Annotated in this window: 14 protein-coding genes; 5 read left to right on the forward strand and 9 right to left on the reverse strand. The window is 46.2% G+C overall.

Going from position 1 to position 19,494, the window contains the following annotated elements; genetic code table 11:
• Positions 1-45: 45 nt before the first annotated feature.
• The 5 genes from MSG38_RS21165 to glnA all read right to left on the reverse strand — a co-directional run bounded on the left by MSG38_RS21165 (position 46) and on the right by glnA (position 7,706).
• Positions 46-2,628 (reverse strand): GGDEF and EAL domain-containing protein, encoded by a 2,583-nt coding sequence (locus tag MSG38_RS21165; RefSeq protein WP_248402531.1) that lies wholly within the window; start codon positions 2,626-2,628, stop codon positions 46-48.
• A 108-nt stretch (positions 2,629-2,736) separates the two neighbouring features.
• Positions 2,737-4,140: a nitrogen regulation protein NR(I) gene (glnG, locus tag MSG38_RS21170; protein WP_248402532.1), complete on the reverse strand. Its 1,404-nt coding sequence runs from the start codon at positions 4,138-4,140 to the stop codon at positions 2,737-2,739.
• A 121-nt stretch (positions 4,141-4,261) separates the two neighbouring features.
• Positions 4,262-5,338, reverse strand: coding sequence for a nitrogen regulation protein NR(II) (gene glnL, locus MSG38_RS21175; protein WP_019826501.1), 1,077 nt, complete (start codon positions 5,336-5,338; stop codon positions 4,262-4,264).
• 168 nt (positions 5,339-5,506) lie between these two features.
• Positions 5,507-6,070: a DUF4124 domain-containing protein gene (locus MSG38_RS21180; RefSeq protein WP_248402533.1), complete on the reverse strand. Its 564-nt coding sequence runs from the start codon at positions 6,068-6,070 to the stop codon at positions 5,507-5,509.
• A gap of 226 nt (positions 6,071-6,296) precedes the next feature.
• Positions 6,297-7,706, reverse strand: coding sequence for a glutamate--ammonia ligase (gene glnA / locus MSG38_RS21185; RefSeq protein ID WP_017059221.1), 1,410 nt, complete (start codon positions 7,704-7,706; stop codon positions 6,297-6,299).
• A gap of 562 nt (positions 7,707-8,268) precedes the next feature.
• Here glnA and typA point away from each other — a divergent pair.
• Complete coding sequence (gene typA / locus MSG38_RS21190) at positions 8,269-10,104, forward strand: translational GTPase TypA (RefSeq protein ID WP_017059220.1); 1,836 nt, start codon at positions 8,269-8,271, stop codon at positions 10,102-10,104.
• 354 nt (positions 10,105-10,458) lie between these two features.
• Positions 10,459-11,484 carry an IS110 family transposase gene (locus MSG38_RS21195; protein ID WP_248402534.1) on the forward strand — a complete coding sequence of 342 codons (1,026 nt, stop codon included), beginning with the start codon at positions 10,459-10,461 and terminating at the stop codon, positions 11,482-11,484.
• A gap of 384 nt (positions 11,485-11,868) precedes the next feature.
• Here MSG38_RS21195 and MSG38_RS21200 read toward each other — a convergent pair whose 3' ends face one another.
• Both MSG38_RS21200 and MSG38_RS21205 read right to left on the reverse strand, forming a co-directional pair.
• On the reverse strand, positions 11,869-12,399 hold the full coding sequence (locus tag MSG38_RS21200; RefSeq protein WP_248402535.1) for an AAA family ATPase: 531 nt from the start codon (positions 12,397-12,399) through the stop codon (positions 11,869-11,871).
• Positions 12,400-12,419: 20 nt separating this feature from the next.
• Entirely contained in the window at positions 12,420-13,061 is a 642-nt protein-coding gene (locus MSG38_RS21205; RefSeq protein WP_248373603.1) for a DUF2959 domain-containing protein, read from the reverse strand.
• A 42-nt stretch (positions 13,062-13,103) separates the two neighbouring features.
• Here MSG38_RS21205 and MSG38_RS21210 point away from each other — a divergent pair, with 42 nt between their 5' ends.
• The 3 genes from MSG38_RS21210 to MSG38_RS21220 are packed head-to-tail and all read left to right on the forward strand — an operon-like array spanning position 13,104 to position 15,403.
• On the forward strand, positions 13,104-14,045 hold the full coding sequence (locus MSG38_RS21210) for a virulence factor BrkB family protein (protein WP_248402536.1): 942 nt from the start codon (positions 13,104-13,106) through the stop codon (positions 14,043-14,045).
• Positions 14,017-14,451 carry a D-aminoacyl-tRNA deacylase gene (gene dtd, locus MSG38_RS21215; protein WP_004735590.1) on the forward strand — a complete coding sequence of 145 codons (435 nt, stop codon included), beginning with the start codon at positions 14,017-14,019 and terminating at the stop codon, positions 14,449-14,451. Before MSG38_RS21210 ends, dtd begins: the two co-directional genes overlap by 29 nt.
• 16 nt (positions 14,452-14,467) lie before the next feature.
• Entirely contained in the window at positions 14,468-15,403 is a 936-nt protein-coding gene (locus MSG38_RS21220) for a bifunctional GNAT family N-acetyltransferase/hotdog fold thioesterase (protein ID WP_248402537.1), read from the forward strand.
• A 44-nt stretch (positions 15,404-15,447) separates the two neighbouring features.
• Here the strand turns inward: MSG38_RS21220 and MSG38_RS21225 are convergent, their stop codons facing one another.
• Positions 15,448-17,418: an AsmA family protein gene (locus tag MSG38_RS21225; protein WP_248402538.1), complete on the reverse strand. Its 1,971-nt coding sequence runs from the start codon at positions 17,416-17,418 to the stop codon at positions 15,448-15,450.
• Between the two features lie 154 nt (positions 17,419-17,572).
• The gene (gene pckA, locus MSG38_RS21230; protein WP_248402539.1) at positions 17,573-19,198 is read right to left on the reverse strand and encodes a phosphoenolpyruvate carboxykinase (ATP); all 1,626 of its coding nucleotides are present in this window, start codon (positions 19,196-19,198) and stop codon (positions 17,573-17,575) included.
• Between the last annotated feature and the right edge of the window lie 296 nt (positions 19,199-19,494).

The following is a 19,494-nucleotide window of genomic DNA, read 5'->3' on the forward strand; positions in this document are numbered from 1 at the left end:
ATCATGCTGGCATTTTTGTATCTGACTCATTCGATTTCTGCCTGACTAGGTGAGGCTCTCAGTGATATTTTGTTTGACCTTGGCACTTTGCTTGGAGTTGCTGAGGTCGGTAGGCCATTGGTCAAACGGAACTGGACGGCTGTATAAGAATCCTTGAGCAAGCGGGCATTGTAGTTGCTTGAGTAATTCTGCCTGTTGCTGTGTTTCAACGCCTTCTGCCACCAAGCTCACTTTGAAACCTTTAGTGATGTTAACGATGGCCGCGACGATAGAGCTGTCGAGGTTCTCTTTGTTGAGCTTGCTTACGAAGCTTCGATCGATCTTCAGGCAATCAAATGGCAGCTTTTGCAGATAGGCTAGGGAAGAGTAGCCAGTACCAAAATCATCAATTGCGATTGAGACCCCTAACGCTTTGAGCGTCAGCATGTTATCGATGATGGTTGGATCGTTGTCGACGATGCGTGATTCGGTGATCTCTAGTGTCAGGTTGCTTGCTGGCAGCTTGGTGTCTCGCAGCGTGCCTTTTACTTGTTCAACAAAGCCACTTTCGCTTAGCTGATCGACTGATAGATTGACGTGAATCGAGAAGTCTTTTCTCCACTTTCCTGACTCAATCGCGATGGCTGTATCTCGACACGACTTATGCAGAATTTGTTTTCCGATATCGTAAATGAGTCCGCTCTCTTCCGCGAGAGGAATGAACTCGAGTGGCGAGATCACCCCTTCATCCGTTATCCAGCGAGCTAAAGCTTCCGCACCTATGGTCGAGCCAGATTCTAGATCAATAATAGGCTGATAAAACGGTTCGAACTGTTGAAGCTCTATTGCTCGGTTCATCCGCGCTAGCATCTTGGTGCGATGTCTCGATGCTTTACCCATCTCCGGGCTGTAAATGCTGACACTGGTTTTGTCTTGTTTTGCGTTGCTCAGTGCAATGCTGCTGCTGCGTAGCAGGAGTGTAATGTCATGGAGATTCGAGACCTTCACTATCCCCATCGATACCTTAATCACCACGCTTTCTGATTCCATTGAAAATGGGGAAGCGAAGGTTTGAAGTAAGCGGTTAGTCAGCAGCTGAACATCATCGCTTTGCGTTACGTTTGGTGCGTAAATGGCAAACTCATCACCACCAGTTCGAGCCAATAGGTATTCGGATGGCAGTGTGCCTCTTAAACGAGCCGCCGCAATGATAAGCAGTTGGTCACCATTGTAATGACCTAGGCTGTCATTGATGTCTCGGAAGCGATCAATACCAATCAAATACAGCGTGCCTTTTTCGTTATCAGGGTGTTTCTTGGCCGCATCAATAAAGCCTTCACGACTGTATAGCTTGGTTAATGAGTCATAGGTAAGCTGAGACTGCAAGGCGTGAAACGAGGCCTTTAAGTTGTTGGCCATTTCATTGAATGACTCCACCAACATGCTGGTTTCATAGATATGCCCCGTCTTTGGCATGCTCGTGTCCCAGTCGCCTTTAGCAAGGCGTTTGGCTGCATCTGCAGTCGAGGTGATGGGTTGGGTTACGCGATTAAAGGCAACTAATCCTGCAATGACTCCAAGGCAACTCAGTGCTAGCCCGAGCAACCAACTGTTTCTTTGATTTTCTGGTAATTCACCGAGCAGATTGCTTTCAGGAATCGACACTCCAATAAACCACGTGAGGCCGTGTTCATCTTCGTAAGGGGTGATTTGGTTAAAGTAGCGTTCGTTGTCTAGGCTAAAGCTAAAGCGCTGCTCTCCCAAATTATCGATTAGGTGGAATTGGTCTACGTAACTGGCGCTTTCACGTATTACGGGGTTAGCACTCTCTGTTGCAAGTAAGCGTTGGCCTTTGTTAGTTTTTCCTGTTCCCCACGAAACGACACTGCCTCCGCCTGAGTGCGCGACCAAGCGTTGCTGTTTATCGATGATGTAAACAGAGGCATCCGTTCTATCTTTGAGTTTTCTGAGAAACGCATTGAAGGTATTGATCTTGATGTCGCTGACGACGACGGCTTTGAATTCGTTATCATCATAGATAGGTGCGAGAGCCGATAAGGTGATTTCTTGGCGTTCGTCAGCATTGGCATAAATTGGTGACCACAACGGTTTTTTCTGTGTAGCAACGGGTGTGTACCAAGGACGGATTCTTGGGTCGTAACCTGAAATTACCGATCGAATGTCTTCACTAATCTTGCTGCCACGGTAAATGACCAACTGATCATTGGTGCGTTCGTCTTGCACCATCAAGGTGTAGCCTTTGTTGGCTTCTTTGCGGAAACCGACGTAGTTACCATCTTCAGAGCCAAAGCCGATCACATCGAGTTGAGGTACAGCCGTGTAATGGTCTGAAAACGTATAAAAAATATAGTCTTGAACCTTGCTGAGATTACCCGCTTGATAAAGGTGGTGGTAGCCGATGTTATGGCTGAGCGAGAGGTTCGCGTGAAATGGCTTTTCTAAAAAATTAGACAGGCTTTGATGAACATTGTCAGTCAGTGATGTTAGTTGGCGTGCACTAACATCACTCACCATCTCTTTGTAGCTTAGCTTTTGAGTGAAAACCATTACGCCCATAGTGAACAGAAAAATCATCACGAATGGCAGAACCACTGCGGTTCTCAAAGTAATTTGTGTTTTCAAAGACATCTTTAGCTACAACTTTGGTGAATAGTGTACTGTAATTGTACCGACACTATTCAAACCAAGCGACACTTTTTTGGTTAAAAAGTAGCTGCATCGAGAGTCATATAAGGTCTAGTACAGTTCTTTGAGTTTACGAGTTAGGGTGTTTCTTCCCCATCCCAAAACCTTAGCTGCATCCTGTTTATGACCATTAGTATGGTGGAGTGCAGCCTCTAGCAGTATACGTTCAAACTCTGGCAGAGCATAAGTCAGCAGCTCTTTTTCTCCTGAATCAAGCGCACACTTTGCCCAATTAGCGAGCAGTTGTTGCCAGTTATCTCCAGTTCCTGAGGTTGTCACCACTTTTTCTTCCAACAGCTCTGGTGGCAGGTCCGAAGGAAGAATTTCGCTGCCGCTCGCCATCACGGTGAGCCAACGACAAATGTTTTCAAGCTGACGCACGTTACCCGGCCAATTGAGCTGGTTGAGCTTCAAAATGGTCTCAGGGTGCAGTGTCTTGACTTCAACACCAAGCTCTTCGGCGGCGGATGCTAGGAAGTGATGAGTCAGTTTTTCAATGTCTTGTTTACGTTCGCGCAGTGCCGGGATATGGATTCGGATAACGTTGAGTCGGTGGAAAAGGTCTTCACGGAAGTCGCCTTCATGCACTAAGCGCTCAAGGTCTTGGTGGGTTGCGGCAACGATACGAACGTCAACCTTAACCGCAGAGTGTCCACCCACACGATAAAATTGGCCATCAGAAAGTACACGTAGCAAGCGAGTCTGAATATCGAGTGGCATGTCGCCGATCTCATCAAGAAACAGGGTGCCACCGTTGGCTTGTTCGAAGCGTCCTTGGCGAACGCTGTTAGCACCGGTAAAGGCACCTTTTTCGTGGCCAAACAGTTCAGACTCGATTAGATCTTTGGGGATAGCAGCCATGTTCAAGGCAATGAAGGGTTTCTTGGCTCTTGGGCTGTGACGATGCAGAGCGTGAGCGACCAATTCTTTACCGGTACCCGATTCACCATTGATCAGCACGGATATGGATGAACGAGACAAACGGCCAATCGCTCGGAAAACCTCTTGCATTGCCGGTGCTTCACCGATGATTTCAGGCGCGTTGGTGTCTTCAGCGACTTCACTGGCTTGTTCGCGTTTCTGTTCTTGGCTGTGCGCGATTGCTCGCTCGACTAGAGTCAGTGTTTCATCAATATCGAACGGCTTTGGAAGATATTCAAAGGCGCCTTTTTGATAAGCATTCACCGCTGCATCAAGGTCTGAGTGCGCGGTCATAATGATCACGGGCAGGTTGGGAGAGCGCTGGTGAACTTGGTTTAACAGCTCAATTCCGTCAATGCCAGGCATGCGAATATCAGACACCAAAACGTCTGGCGTTTCTCGTTCAAGCGCAAGTAACACGCTCTCAGCATCAGCAAATGTTTCACACTTAATATCCGCAGATGAAAGTGTTTTCTCTACTACCCAGCGGATAGAGCTGTCGTCATCGACGACCCAAACGTATCCCTTACTCATAATTCAATTCCTTTGCAGCCAAATCTATTGTGATAATCATTGTTGTTTTTATGATGTCTTAATTTTTGTGTTACCGAGTTAAGCCTTTCATCTCGCTGTCCAATCACGAGGTTCTTGTGACCTAAATCGGTAGGTAAATCGTGAATGTGGTGTTGCCCGGCCAGCTTTCAACATCAATTTTCCCATTGTGTTGATCGATCAGGTTTTGAGAAATCGATAGCCCCAGACCTGTTCCACCTTCTCGTCCACTGACCATTGGGTAAAACAAGGTGTCTTTTAAATCATCGGGGATACCCGGACCGTTATCGCTGATCTCAATACGAGCCGCGAGTTTGTGTCGCTGCCCGTGAATATTTGCTTGATGCACCGTTCTGGTGCGAATGGTGATTTTTCCAGAATCCTGAGTCTTTAGAATCTGTGCCGCATTGCTCACGATATTGAGCATCGCTTGTTCAACCTGTGCCGAATCCATCAAGATGTCCGGCAAGCTAGGGTCGTAATCCCTTTCGATGGCGAGCGTTGAACCCGATTCGAGCTCTACGAGCTGCCTAACTTTCTCAAGTATCTGGTGAAGGTTCTCTTCTGATTTAGTCCCCGGCTTCTGAGGGCCAAGCAGGCGATCGACCAATGCTCTTAGGCGGTCGGCTTGCTCAATAATGATCTGCGTATATTCATTAAGAGACTGATCAGGAAGCATTTTACCAAGTAACTGCGCTGCACCTCTTAAGCCACCTAGTGGGTTTTTGATTTCATGTGCTAACCCGCGTACCAGCAACTTAGCCGCTTGTTGTTGTGCGTGTTGGTTGAGCTCTTGGCTAAGGCGTCTTTGCTGGTCTATTTTGCGCATCTCAACCAATAACAGCGTCTCTCGCTGCCAAGATATTGGGCTAACCGTGACTTCAAGCATCAGTGGGCGGTTATCAACAACGAAGGTAACGTCACTGTCGGTAATGCTCTGGCCACTTTGTAGTGGTTGCGTCAGAAGCGCCAAATCAAGTGAGGCGTGTTGGATAAGTTGGCTCAGTGGATGATCAACGATGCGTCGTGCGCTCTGTGAAAAGAGCTGCTCAGCCGCTGGATTGGCGTATCGGACATACAACTGCTCATCGAGCATCAATGTCGAAGTCACCATATTGTCGAGAATGGCGCTGGAAAGATGATGTGTATCTATGCTGTCGCTTTTGGCTGATCGATTCACTATTTCGTCCTTGAACTGGTGTTTTTCTCACTGCACCAAATTGGTGCGTAGCTAAGTTCAAGTATGGCGCATATCAACCAGAAGCTAAAGATAATTCATTAGAGTCGCTGAAAGCTGCTTCGATTAGGTGAAAAGTAGAGGTTATTTGACCTCTTTTAACACATTGGCCTACTTGAGCGTCGCTCGATGTAAATACACGGTGACTGGACTAGTAGATGCAATAAGCTTGCCGCTTCTATGTGCTTGAATTGCAATGGTGTGAGTACCTCGGTCGATACCTTTTAATTCCCAAATAGGTTGGGTCTGCGGGGCGCCATAACGACGGCCATCAAGCATCAATTGTAATTGCTCCCCAATACCAAGTTTTCGGTTGAGCTCTATCTGAATCGGGATTAAGCCGCGGTTGTTGCGAATGGTTTGATCATGAACTGGAGTCAGCATGGTGAGGGCTAATTGAGTGGGAACCTCGCGCTCTGTGGTTTCGGTTTCTGCCTGGGTTTTAGCTGGCGTTTTAGTTGTAGAGGAAGCAGCGGCGTCAACCGGAGTCGAGGCCTCAAATTTAGGGGCGGGTGCTGAAGCTTGCACATCTGGCAGGCGAAGAGCCTCGGCATCTTGAGCGCTAGGATTATCACTAAAGTGGAGCACGCCATCTTCATCTACCCAGGTATACACCGTTTGAGCAGAGCACGAGAGCGCGACTGTTAACCCGATCAGGAACAGTATGTTTTTCATATCTTTAGCCTCTTTTCACCGCTAGGTGATTTCACGTTTGGCGTTAGTTTTGTTATTGATTTTATTGTATTTATAGCAGCAGCCTCTGAGGGCTTTTGTCTAAGGTATGGTACGAGGAAGCAGGGGGAGGGAGAATATAAAAAAGGCCCGCCTGCGAGGCGAGCCTAATATTTAGTCAGCGATTCTTACAAGGTTGCAGTAAGAAGTAGCTTATCTCTACAGGAGATTAAACTGAGTAGTACAGTTCAAACTCAAGTGGGTGTGTAGCCATGTTCACACGTTGTACGTCGTCAGACTTCAGAGTGATGTAAGAATCGATGAAATCGTCAGAGAATACGCCGCCAGCTGTTAGGAACTCACGGTCTTCGCTAAGCGCTGCTAGAGCTTCTTGTAGAGATTCTGCAACTGTTGGGATTTCAGCTGCTTCTTCTGCAGGAAGGTCGTATAGATCTTTATCCATAGCTTCGCCTGGGTGAATCTTGTTCTTGATACCGTCAAGGCCAGCCATAAGCATTGCTGAGTAGCATAGGTATGGGTTAGCTGCTGGGTCACCAAAACGTAGCTCGATACGACGTGCTTTAGGGCTTGGTACTACTGGGATACGGATAGAAGCAGAACGGTTACGTGCTGAGTAAGCAAGCATTACAGGTGCTTCGAAACCAGGTACAAGACGCTTGTACGAGTTAGTAGATGGGTTAGCAAACGCGTTGATTGCACGAGCGTGCTTGATTACACCACCGATGTAGTAAAGAGCCATTTCAGATAGGCCGCCGTACTTATCACCAGCAAACAGGTTAACGCCGTCTTTTGCTAGAGATTGGTGAACGTGCATACCAGAACCGTTGTCACCAACTAGTGGCTTAGGCATGAATGTCGCTGTTTTACCAAATGCGTGAGCAACGTTGTGTACAACGTACTTGTAGATTTGAGTTTCATCAGCTTTCGCTGTTAGCGTGTTGAAGCGAGTTGCGATTTCGTTTTGACCTGCAGTTGCTACTTCGTGGTGGTGAGCTTCAACTACTAGGCCCATCTCTTCCATTACTAGACACATTGCTGAACGGATGTCTTGAGATGAATCTACTGGAGCTACTGGGAAGTAACCGCCTTTAACGCCAGGACGGTGACCTTTGTTACCGCCTTCGAAGTCAGAACCTGTGTTCCAAGCTGCTTCTACGTCATCGATCTTGAAGAAAGAACCAGACATGTCGTTTGAGAACTTAACGTCATCAAATAGGAAGAACTCTGGCTCTGGACCAACTAGAACTGTGTCTGCGATACCTGTAGAACGTAGGTACTCTTCAGAACGTTTAGCGATAGAGCGTGGGTCACGGTCGTAGCCTTGCATTGTTGCAGGCTCTAGGATGTCACAACGGATGTTTAGCGTTGCGTCTTCTGTGAATGGGTCCAGTACAGCAGATGCTGCGTCTGGCATCATTACCATGTCAGATTCGTTAATGCCTTTCCAACCAGCTACTGAAGAGCCGTCAAACATTTTGCCTTCTTCGAAGAAGTCTGCATCAACTTGGTGAGAAGGAATAGAGATATGCTGCTCTTTACCTTTTGTATCAGTAAAACGTAAGTCGATAAATTTAACTTCGTTCTCTTGGATCAGGGATAGTACATTTTCTACTGACATCTTGGATAACCTCCAGTGTTATTAATTCGGTATTAGCTCGATTCGGTTGAAACTAGCATTGATTAATGTCTATAAGTGCATTAATCGATGCTGATTTATCTGTTGCCAAAAACGTGCCAAAAAAATTATTCCATTAATTTCAATGATTTACTTGTTTTGTAATTTTGCTCAATCTGGTTTTTGCACCAAAATGATCTCCGCTTGCACCTTGTTGGTGCAATCGTTTGTCTGTGCACCAATATGAGACATAAGCGAGCACCATTCAGCAATGAATTGCCTAAGTTGTCAATCCACTTTTGTTATTTTGCGGGAGATTTGGCTCGCCACTCGCAGGTGATACTTTTTTAGAGTCCTACGAATTTGGCTGCTCAACACTGTACTGAATCAAAGTTAAGCGGATATGAATCGCTAATAAAGAAAAAAGCCTTGGTTCAGATCACATATTTCTGGGTTTTTGTCTAGAATCTGGTATATTATTGACCGTTTTTTAAATCAAGCTAGCGGTTATTATCCAAACTTTTGAGATAAGTGACGGCTACTTTTATGAGTGAATCGAGAATCCATGTCTACTCCACAGATTGATAAGTTAAGAAATATCGCGATCATCGCGCACGTTGACCACGGTAAAACGACTTTGGTTGATAAACTGCTACAACAGTCAGGCACTCTTGAGTCTCGTGGTGAAGCTGAAGAGCGTGTCATGGATTCGAATGACATCGAAAAAGAGCGTGGCATTACCATTCTTGCTAAGAACACAGCAATCAACTGGAATGATTACCGCATCAACATCGTAGATACTCCGGGACACGCGGACTTCGGTGGTGAAGTTGAGCGTATCATGTCTATGGTTGACTCTGTTCTGCTTATCGTTGACGCAGTTGATGGCCCAATGCCTCAAACTCGTTTCGTAACGCAAAAAGCATTCGCACACGGTCTTAAGCCAATCGTTGTAATCAACAAGATTGACCGCCCAGGCGCTCGTCCTGATTGGGTTATGGATCAAGTATTCGACCTTTTCGACAACCTAGGTGCTACTGATGAGCAACTAGACTTCACAGTTGTTTACGCTTCAGCTCTAAACGGTTGGGCAACAATGACTGAAGGCGAAACTGGCGAGAACATGGAACCATTGTTCCAAGCTGTTGTTGATACAGTAGACGCGCCTGCAGTTGACCTTGACGGTCCACTACAAATGCAAATTTCGCAACTTGATTACAGCTCTTACGTAGGTGTTATCGGTGTTGCTCGTGTTACTCGTGGTTCTGTTAAACCAAACCAACAAGTAACTATCGTAAATGCAGAAGGCAAAAAACGTAACGGTAAAGTAGGTACAGTTCTTGGTTACCTAGGTCTTGACCGTCACGAAGTTGAGCAAGCTAACGCTGGCGACATCATTGCAATCACTGGTCTTGGTGAGCTGAAAATTTCAGACACTATCTGTGACGTAAACAATGTTGAAGCAATGACTCCGCTTTCTGTTGATGAACCAACAGTAACAATGACGTTCCAAGTAAACACTTCTCCGTTCGCGGGTAAAGAAGGTAAGTTCGTTACTTCTCGTAACATCCTTGAGCGTCTAGAGAAAGAACTAGTACACAACGTTGCACTACGTGTTGAAGAAACTGATAACCCAGATCGTTTCCGTGTTTCAGGTCGTGGTGAGCTTCACCTATCTATCCTGATCGAAAACATGCGTCGTGAAGGCTTCGAGCTAGCTGTATCTCGTCCAGAAGTTATCATCAAGAAAGACGAAGATGGCAACCTAACTGAACCGTTTGAAACTGTGACTATCGACGTGCTTGAAGAGCACCAAGGTGGCATCATGGAAAACATCGGTCTACGTAAAGGTGAGCTAACTGATATGTCTCCAGATGGCAAAGGCCGTGTTCGCATGGACTTCATGATGCCTTCTCGTGGTCTTATCGGTTTCCAAACTGAGTTCCTAACTCTAACGTCTGGTTCTGGTCTTCTTTACCACTCATTTGATCACTACGGTCCTCACAAAGGCGGCGTAATCGGTCAACGTAACAACGGTGTTCTAATCTCGAACGCAACTGGTAAAGCTCTGACTTACGCACTATTCAACCTACAAGAACGTGGTCGTCTATTTGCTGAGCACGCAGACGAAGTATACGAAGGTCAAATCATTGGTATTCATAACCGTTCAAACGACCTAACAGTAAACTGTCTGAAAGGTAAGCAGCTAACGAACGTTCGTGCATCTGGTACTGATGAAGCACAGGTTCTTTCGCCACCTATCCGTCACACTCTAGAGCAAGCTCTTGAGTTCATCGACGAAGACGAACTAGTAGAAGTAACGCCAGTAAGCATTCGTATCCGTAAGAAGCTTCTTACTGAAAACGAACGTAAGCGTGCAGCACGTCCAGCTAAGGCTTAATTGCCAGCTGACTAGCTTCTAGCTAAGTAGATAAGAAAGCCCCGAGTAGCCTAGCTGCTCGGGGTTTTTGTTTTTTAGTTTGTTTAGATTCGAGTAAACGAGATGCGGGATACGAATAGCGTGTTTAGATTGGATATAGCCAGATACTAAGAGGGTGAGATCTTCGATACCTGTTCTCTTTCATCCATTTCTACTCATCGAATCGTCATTCCAGAATCGAGGGATGAGATATCTGGAACCTTTCTTTTACGGCATCCAAGAGATTCCCTATCACGCTCAATGGTATGGACTCCCCACCTCAACTGACAGCGTCAGCTAAAGTTACAGGTGCGAACCAAAACAGGAGCCCATACCATGAATAAATCTAACACAATCTCAATTGATTTAGCCAAATCCGTCTTTCAAGTCGCGGTATTTAACCGCCATGGCAAGCGTAAGTTGAACCAAGCTATGTCTAAAAAGAAAATGCTAACGGTCATCAGCCAACACCCTGGCGTGACCATTTGCATAGAGGCCTGTTCGGCATCTCATTATTGGGGACGAACGTTTCAAAGCCGTGGTCATACCGTCAAAATGATACCTCCCCAAAAAGTGAAGCCATATCGCTGTGGTAATAAGAACGATGCTAATGATGCTATCGCGATTTACGAAGCTTCCTTACGCTCCGATATTCATTCTGTACCAGTAAAAACACCGGAGCAACAAGATATCGCTATGCTGCTGAGTCTAAGACAAAGCTATATAAAGCAACGTACGGCAGTGAGTCTACGGATCCGTGGCTATGCAGCGGAATGTGGCATTTCCTTCCCACAAGGAGCCAATAAACTGCGAGAACTGCTCCCTTTCGTTATCGAAGATGCAGAGAATGAATTAACACCGACAACTCGATTCGTTCTCCGAGAATTACATGCTCAGCTACTAAATCTTGATGAGCCTATCGAGAGAGTTGAATCGCAACTTATAGACTTTGCAAAGCAAATACCCGCTTGCCAGTTATTAATCACTTTACGAGGTGTACGTTGGGTGATTGCAAGTGCCATTTTTTCCCGTCTAGGTGACGCTTCGGCCTATAGAAATGGTCGAGGGGCTAGTGCGAGCTTAGGTTTAGTTCCGGCTCATACTGGCAGTGGTGGTAAGAACAAAAACCACGGAATAAGTAAATCAGGTGATAAAACCTTACGCTCTCTTGTCGTTCATGGAGCAAGAGCGGTGGTAGCGAATATCCGAGATAAAGAAGATCGCTTAAGTTGCTGGATACGAAACCTGTTAGAAAGAAAGTCGTTTAACCAAGTGGTTGTCGCCCTTGCTAACAAAACGATCAGAATGGCTTGTGCCATGCTGAAGAGCAATCAATCTTATAATGAGACGTTAATCGCTTAACAGTTGATTTATAAGGTTAAGGGAGACATCAATCCCCACATGTAAGCAAGTAAATTATGGTAAAGAGTAAGCATAGCAAGCAAGAGAAACTCTGAGAGGTACGAAGGTGATAATACACCACACGCTCGATAAGAACTTTTGCTGAGTGGATTAAGCCATAGAGGTTCGGGGTAGCTCCCCATAAAGAAACCGAATATACGTGCACTTGCGTACCTTTACTCGTTTCCTTGCAATACTAGGGGAGTCCATATACGTTCCTCACTGTAGGGAATGACGGTAGTTTGTTTAGAGGCGGGTAAACGAGATACGAGATTCGAAGAGCGTGTTTCATCTCTATTCATCGAGTCGTCATCCTCAAGAGGGAGGAGCGATTGAGTTGGGGATCTAGCTTTTGATACCAAGGTGGCTTTTAACAAATAGAGCCCGTTCTTCGACTGACATAAATGGCACCTCGATAATCTCATACCCAAGCTCTTGATAGATTCTAACTAACGCGTGGTGAATCTCTAATGCCTCTTCAAGCGGATAAGGCCTCACATCATCTTGTACGTAAATAGATGCCTCAGGGCGACAGAACAAGGCTTGTGAGTGATAGCCTTGGCTAGCTTCTCGGTAGATTTCGTCAATCTCAAGGTTCGCCTGAGTCAAGTAACCGCAGATATCTGGAATGGCGCGATCGAGAAACGCAACCGGATGCTTGTTGGCCTGTTCCTTTTGTTCATTCATGACAGTGAGACACAGGCGAGCAAAGCCCGGTAGGTCTAACCAAGGTAAGATACCGTTCTCAAGTTGGCTCTGCTGTTCTATCAACTGGCGAGAGGACTCAGCGAAGGTTGGGTAACCCATGTCACCCAAGGCATTAATCAGTGTTGTCTTCCCGGCTCCGGGGCCGCCAGTAATAATGATCGGTTGCATCGTGTTCTTTATCTGTAGGGCTACTTCTGGTTCAGTTGAGCTAGGAACTTATCCGATTCTGCTATTGCAGCATTCATCTGTTCTATCGCGTAGGCGATGTCTTTTTCTAAGCTCATAAATTCGCCCTGCAACGAACCGACAGCGCTCGCATTGAGGTTATGTTTTAAGTAAAGCGTGTTGTCGCGAAGGGTATTGAGTACCGGATCCATTTTCTTCTCGGCACGCTTCATTGCTGACAGCATCGTTTGGTAAGACGATTTAGTTTCACGAAGCTTTTGCTCGCTCGAGCGGCGCAGTGAATCACTGGTGTAGAGGTCTAACTCACCTTGCCACTCTTCAAATAGCGCATCCGACACATCTTCAATCGCAGCAATGCGGTCACTGACATTTTGCGCGGCTTTCTCGCTGTCTTGGTATTTATCGTTGATTTGGTTGTACATGTCTTCAAGGTCGCCGCCACTGAAATTAGTCAGGCTACTTAAGGCTTCAAGTGCGCTAGTAAACTCTTCCTGAGCATCCTGCTGCGACTCTTTAGCGTCTTCCACTCTATCGACCATAATGTCACGCTTGTGGTAACCCACTTGCTCCATTGCGGAGTAATAAGCTGATTGGCATCCAGTAAGAGTAAAAATAGAGAGGACTATAACTATTAAATAAGGCATCCTAGTTTCCTATAGTTAAATAAAGGAATATTAATTAGGACTATGAACGAGTTACAAGGGAGTTACAAGTTGAAGATAAAAAAGGTCGCCACACTCAGTATTCAGTTTTCTCGCTATCTTTTGGCGCGGATGACGCACGATAGAGTCAATGTGAATGCGGGCTACTTGGCATACATTACCTTGCTCTCGATCGTTCCGATGCTGACAGTTTTGCTCTCTATCTTGTCGTCATTTTCCATCTTTGCTGATGTTGGTATCGTGATTCAAAACTTCGTTATTACCAACTTTGTTCCTGCGTCTGGGGATGCTGTACACGGTGCCTTGTTAGAGTTCGTTGCCAATACCGGAAAAATGACGGCGGTGGGTAGTGTGTTCTTATTCATTGCAGCATTGATGCTGATCTCCAACATCGATAAGAACCTTAACTACATCTGGCGAGTAACAGAAAAGCGTCGGGCTGTGTTGTCCTTTTCAATGTACTGGATGGTGCTCACGCTTGGACCTATTTTGATTGGGGCGAGCATTGCTGCAACGTCGTATGTGACATCATTGAACTTGTTACAAAACGAAGTCGTATCGAGTGCCTTTAATACCGTGATTCGCAAGCTCCCTTTGATTACCTCATTCTTTGCGTTTTTCGGTCTGTATCTGTTGGTTCCCAACAAAAAGATACACTTTTCTCATGCGGCAGCGGGCTCTCTGGTTGCGGCTCTGTTGTTCGAACTCAGTAAGAAAGGCTTCGCGGCTTACATTACTCAATTCCCTTCTTACCAATTGATTTATGGCGCATTAGCGGCGATTCCCATTCTTTTTGTCTGGGTGTATTTGTGCTGGTTGATTGTGTTGGTGGGTGCTGAGGTGACGGCTGCATTGGGTGAGCAGGAACAGTGGAGTGACTCGAAAGAAATGGTACACTCGTCGGATAAATACAAAATCACAGAGCAAGGAAACAACAGTGATAGCACTGATCCAGAGAGTAAGTGAAGCTGCCGTCCGTGTTGATGGCGAAGTAGTTGGCGAGATAGAGCAAGGCTTATTGGTTCTGTTAGGTGTTGAAAAAGGTGATGACGAAGCCAAAGCCAAACGTTTAATGGAACGAGTGACCACTTATCGTGTCTTTGGAGATGAAGACGATAAAATGAACCTCAACGTGAAGCAGGTAGAAGGTAAGGTATTAGTGGTGTCTCAATTCACTCTGCCAGCCGATACCAAGAAAGGAACACGAGCAGGGTTCTCTCGTGGTGCTCACCCAGAAGATGCTGAGCGTCTTTACAACTATTTCTCTGACCAGTGTGAATCAGTGTTGCCAACGGAACGTGGCCGATTCGCTGCCGACATGAAAGTGTCTTTGGTTAATGATGGCCCAGTGACATTCTGGCTGCAGGTTTAGGCTTAAAGGAATAAGCATGTTTAAACTCATAACACCAACCACCGAAAATCAGCTAAACAAGTATTACCATTTTCGTTGGCAGATGCTCCGTGAACCTTGGCGAATGCCGGTAGGTTCTGAGCGCGATGAATATGACCCAATGAGTCACCATCGTATGATTGTTGATGGCCGTGGTCGCCCGATGGCGATTGGTCGTCTGTATATCACCCCAGATCTAGAAGGTCAGATCCGCTACATGGCGGTGAAGAACTCTCGCCGAAGCAAAGGCATGGGCTCACTGATCTTGGTTGCGCTAGAGTCATTAGCGCGTCAAGAGGGCGCTAAGCGCTTGGTGTGTAATGCACGTGAAGATGCGATCTCATTCTATGAGAAGAATGAATTTGAACGTCGCGGTGAGATTAACGACCAACGTGGCCCAGTGCGTCACCAACAAATGGTTAAGCACCTTGACCCAATGGCGGATGTACTGCGCAAACCTGAATGGTGTAATGAGCTGCAGCAGCGCTGGGAGCATCAGATCCCGATCAGTGACAAGATGGGCATCAAGATTAACCAATATACAGGTTACCAATTTGAGTGTAGTGCTCAACTGAATCCTAATTTGAACCCGCATAACACCATGTTTGCAGGCTCCGCCTTTACGCTTGCGACTTTAACGGGTTGGGGTATGACGTGGTTACTGATGAAAGAGCGTGGCCTGACCGGTGATATCGTATTGGCAGACAGTAATATTCGTTATCGTCATCCGGTTGAGCAAAACCCTGTTGCCTCTACTTCGTTAGACGGTATCAGTGGTGATTTAGACCGCCTCGCGTCAGGCAGAAAGGCACGTATCATCATTCACGTGACCATTCACAGCGGCGATGTGGAAGCGGTAGAGTTTACCGGTACCTATATGCTGATCCCTGATTATAAGAAAATACTATCGACGGATAGTAAGACGAGTGAATAACTTCACGCTCGCTTGATGATAGATAGAATTATTGATTGAAAGCGCTACTCCTGAGGAGTGGCGCTTTTTTGTTGGCAGTCGTTAATCTCCGAATACTCCGCTTGGGTGAGCTTGCCTGAGATTTGATGGCATGTGTCCGATAGGGTAATCGATAGGGTGTGTTGCTCGGCTTTAAGCAAGTCGAGCTCTCCAGAAACCTCACCATTGAGCGTTTGAATCCTTTGTTCGCCTTGCTCTGCTGCCGATGCACCAATAATGTGCATCGGTTCGAGAGTGAAGCGTCCACGGTCAAAATTGGCATTGAGCTCTGGGATCTCGAATACGTTATCGGTTGAAGTTTCAGAAAGCCTGTCGTTAAAGGTCATCACGCCTTGGCGAACGCTACCAGTGAGTTGACCTGTGGTCGAATAGCCCAGCATCAGTGAGTCGCCATATAAACCTGAAGCTTGAAGTTCGAATTCGCCATAACCGGTTGCATCGAGTGGCAATTCGAGTCGCTGCAGCATAGGCGCAATAGGTAACCCATCGGCAGAAATATCTAAGCTCCATGGCTTGCTGATTTGGTTAAAGCCGAGTGTCGCATTGGCTTCAATGTAGCCATTTCTGAGAGGTGCAAACAGACGTGTCAGCGTCCATTTCCCTTGTTCGCTATTCATTTCCATCACTGGCTGAGCGCTTACAATGTTTTGGTAGCTGGCATCATTGGCGCTCGCCATTAGCTTTCCTTGCCACAAACCTAGTTTTCTATCTTGCAGCAATTGAACTTGATGCCCCTCAACATGTAACCCTGAGACCTGCCAGTAAGGTTGTTGTGCGAGTTGGATGAGTTGACTGCGTTCTATGTTAAGTCGGCTAACCTCGATGCTCTGGAGTTGTGTGAGCCAAGGGATTAGGCGAGTAGCAGGGAGGTTTTTATATTGGCTTTCAGTAATCCATTTTATGCCTTGCAGGTCGAGTTGCGCTAATTCAATGCTGCTAGGTGTTATTTCGCCATTGAGTTGCACAGTGCCCTGCAGGAATTGAGTATAGAAATCCTCAATCAGAATCTGGTTTGCTTCTAGGTTGAGCTTGAGGCTTGGCCCGATGAACATGTCATCATCAATGGTCACTCCTTCAGCTTGCAGAGAGAAAATGGCTTTCTGCTGCTTCCAGATTTCAAAAGGTAGTTGGATATTTTCTAGTGAGGCATCAAAGGCTGCGAGGTGGCCATCTTGCCACTCTACGTCGCTACGTAGAATATCTAAGCTATTGATGTGATTGATCTGAATACCTGCCACATCCCATTCTTTGCCTAGTAGGCTTTGGGTCTGTTTCTGATTGAGTCGTAAGCCATCGACGGTCACGTTCACCAACGACCAATCTTGTTGATACTGCTCTGCTTGTCCGGAAATCTTGGCGCCACGCCAGTCAAACGAAGCACCATAAAGGGTGCTGTCACTCGGCTTGAGGTCTAGATCAATCAACAGATTATCGAATGCTTCACCTTGCCAATACAGTTGTGAGGCAGAGAGTTGGGTTTTTCCATAAGGTAACAGTGAGCTGTCGTTGTTCCATTTTGGGTCGGAGATCTGCAGGTCGATGCCTCGCGCATTAAACTCTGGCGTTGAAAAGTCGAGATTGTTGATGGCCAGTTGGTGGAGCTTGATGTTTGGTTGGCTAAAGAAAGATGTCAATGTTCTTAGATCGTCTGCTTCTAATTGCAGGCCACTGATCAAAACAGAGTCAAAGACCAGTTTGGCTTCTGTCATCGAGCTGGGGCTGAACCAAAGATCGATCTTGTCGATATACAGAGGTGTCTGCTTTTCGGGTTGGCTTTGGGTAATGCCCATTAAGGTGATGTGATAAGGCGCCTGATACTCAACATCTTCAATGAGTACAGGTTGTTCAATCGTGTGTTTGATAAAAAAGTTAGCAACATCCGCACGGTATTGGGTCTGCAGGCTTAATAGCAGCGCTGCGATAGTTGCAACGGCGATAGCCAACACAATGCCGAACACCATGAATACCTTTTTCATTCCCTGAAAGCCTTAAATTTCAATAGTCTCAAAACAGAGTGGAACAAAAAGGGGCAAGCAGCAACAAAAAAGCCCCTCAAAAGAGGGGCTTGCTACAAAAATATCACTTTAAATTGGGCGTTCGCTTTTGGCTAAGCCCGAGCAGATGATTGGGTTAGTCCAGTTGAGGGCCAGCCGCAACCAGTGATTTACCTTCAGCGTTGTCAGTGTACTTATCAAAGTTGTTGATGAAGCGCTCTGCTAGATCTTTCGCTTTGCTTTCCCATTGTAGAGGGTCAGTGTACGTATCGCGTGGGTCAAGGATCGCTGGGTCAACATCGTGTAGCGCTAGCGGAACTTCTAGGTTAAACATAGGGATAACCTTAGTTTCAGCGTTGTCGATTGAGCCATCTAGGATAGCGTCGATGATGCCGCGAGTATCTTGGATAGAGATACGTTTACCAGTACCGTTCCAACCTGTGTTCACTAGGTAAGCTTCAGCGCCAGCCGCTTCCATACGCTTCACAAGCACTTCAGCGTACTGAGTTGGGTGAAGAGTTAAGAATGCCGCACCAAATGCCGCAGAGAACGTTGGTGTTGGTTCAGTAATACCACGCTCAGTGCCCGCTAGTTTCGCAGTGAAGCCAGATAGGAAGTGGTACTTCGTTTGCTCTGGAGTCAGTTTAGAAACGGGTGGTAGTACACCGAATGCATCAGCAGTCAGGAAGATAACCTTTTGAGCGTGACCGGCTTTTGATACTGGCTTAACGATGTTGTCGATGTGGTGAATCGGGTAAGAAACACGAGTGTTCTCAGTTTTTGAACCGTCATCAAAATCGATAGAACCATCACCACGAACCGTTACGTTCTCTAGTAGTGCATCACGACGGATTGCATTGTAGATTTCAGGTTCTGCTTCTTTAGATAGACGAATAGTCTTCGCGTAACAACCACCCTCGAAGTTGAAGATGCCATCGTCGTCCCAACCGTGCTCATCATCACCGATTAGCTCACGCTTAGGGTCGGTTGAAAGCGTTGTTTTACCTGTACCAGATAGGCCGAAGAAGATGGCTACATCGTCTTTCTCGCCGACGTTTGCACTACAGTGCATTGAAGCAATGCCTTGTAGAGGAAGTAGGTAGTTCATCATTGCGAACATGCCTTTCTTCATCTCACCGCCGTACCAAGTACCACCGATGATTTGAACGCGCTCTGTTAGGTTGAAAGCAACGAAGTTTTCAGAGTTTAGTCCCTGCTTTTCCCAGTTAGGGTTAGTTGTTTTAGCACCGTTCATTACCACGAAATCAGGTTCGAACGTTGCTAGCTCTTCGTCAGTTGGACGAATGAACATGTTCTTAACGAAGTGCGCTTGCCACGCTACTTCAGTGATAATACGTACACTTAAGCGCGTATCAGGGTTAGCACCACAATAACCGTCGATGACAAACAGGCGCTTGCCAGATAGCTGAGTTGTCACAAGCTCTTTCAGCTCATTCCATACTTCAGTTGTAATCGGTTTGTTGTCATTTTTGCCTTGATCTGACCACCACATGGTATCGCGGGTCGTGTCATCTTTAACAATGTACTTATCTTTTGGTGAGCGGCCAGTAAAGATACCAGTGTCTACCGCAACAGAGCCTAGTTCCGTTACTACGCCTTTTTCGTAGCCTTCCAAACCTGGCAGTGTTTCTTCAACGAATAACTGCTCGTAGCTAGGATTACGAAGAACTTCAGTAACGCCAGTCAGTCCGTGCTTAGTTAGATCAATTTGTGCAGCCTTTGTATGTTCCATAACGGTCATAGGTGCTCCTTGTAGGATATTTTGTAGGGATTTTGTATTAATTTTTTATTGTTATCTGCTCACCATGCTAGCAACGAGACTCGGGGGAAACAGGGATACAGCTCAAAAAATATCCATATTAACCATGGGGTTTTAAGCGTCTCGTCACATATTGGCCCAACTAGTCTATCCTGTACGCAAACCTTTGCGCTAGGGGCGAGAACATTATTAATTGATTAAAATTAAGCGGTGATTTTATTACGAGATGTTACGGAGTTTGCGCTATTTTGATCACAAAAAAGGCCAGCTGAGTGCTG

Origin of the sequence: Vibrio sp. 1CM24A, from assembly GCF_023161725.1 — a bacterium.
Lineage (GTDB): Bacteria > Pseudomonadota > Gammaproteobacteria > Enterobacterales > Vibrionaceae > Vibrio > Vibrio coralliirubri.

Excerpts from the sequence above, each read along its gene's own strand:
- MSG38_RS21165 (WP_248402531.1), bottom strand. The coding sequence starts at position 2,628 with ATGTCTTTGAAAACACAAATTACTTTGAGAACCGCAGTGGTTCTGCCA.
- glnG (WP_248402532.1), bottom strand. The coding sequence starts at position 4,140 with ATGAGTAAGGGATACGTTTGGGTCGTCGATGACGACAGCTCTATCCGC.
- MSG38_RS21180 (WP_248402533.1), bottom strand. The coding sequence starts at position 6,070 with ATGAAAAACATACTGTTCCTGATCGGGTTAACAGTCGCGCTCTCGTGC.
- glnA (WP_017059221.1), bottom strand. The coding sequence starts at position 7,706 with ATGTCAGTAGAAAATGTACTATCCCTGATCCAAGAGAACGAAGTTAAA.
- typA (WP_017059220.1), top strand. The coding sequence starts at position 8,269 with ATGTCTACTCCACAGATTGATAAGTTAAGAAATATCGCGATCATCGCG.
- MSG38_RS21195 (WP_248402534.1), top strand. The coding sequence starts at position 10,459 with ATGAATAAATCTAACACAATCTCAATTGATTTAGCCAAATCCGTCTTT.
- MSG38_RS21200 (WP_248402535.1), bottom strand. The coding sequence starts at position 12,399 with ATGCAACCGATCATTATTACTGGCGGCCCCGGAGCCGGGAAGACAACA.
- MSG38_RS21205 (WP_248373603.1), bottom strand. The coding sequence starts at position 13,061 with ATGCCTTATTTAATAGTTATAGTCCTCTCTATTTTTACTCTTACTGGA.
- MSG38_RS21210 (WP_248402536.1), top strand. The coding sequence starts at position 13,104 with ATGAACGAGTTACAAGGGAGTTACAAGTTGAAGATAAAAAAGGTCGCC.
- MSG38_RS21220 (WP_248402537.1), top strand. The coding sequence starts at position 14,468 with ATGTTTAAACTCATAACACCAACCACCGAAAATCAGCTAAACAAGTAT.
- MSG38_RS21225 (WP_248402538.1), bottom strand. The coding sequence starts at position 17,418 with ATGAAAAAGGTATTCATGGTGTTCGGCATTGTGTTGGCTATCGCCGTT.
- pckA (WP_248402539.1), bottom strand. The coding sequence starts at position 19,198 with ATGACCGTTATGGAACATACAAAGGCTGCACAAATTGATCTAACTAAG.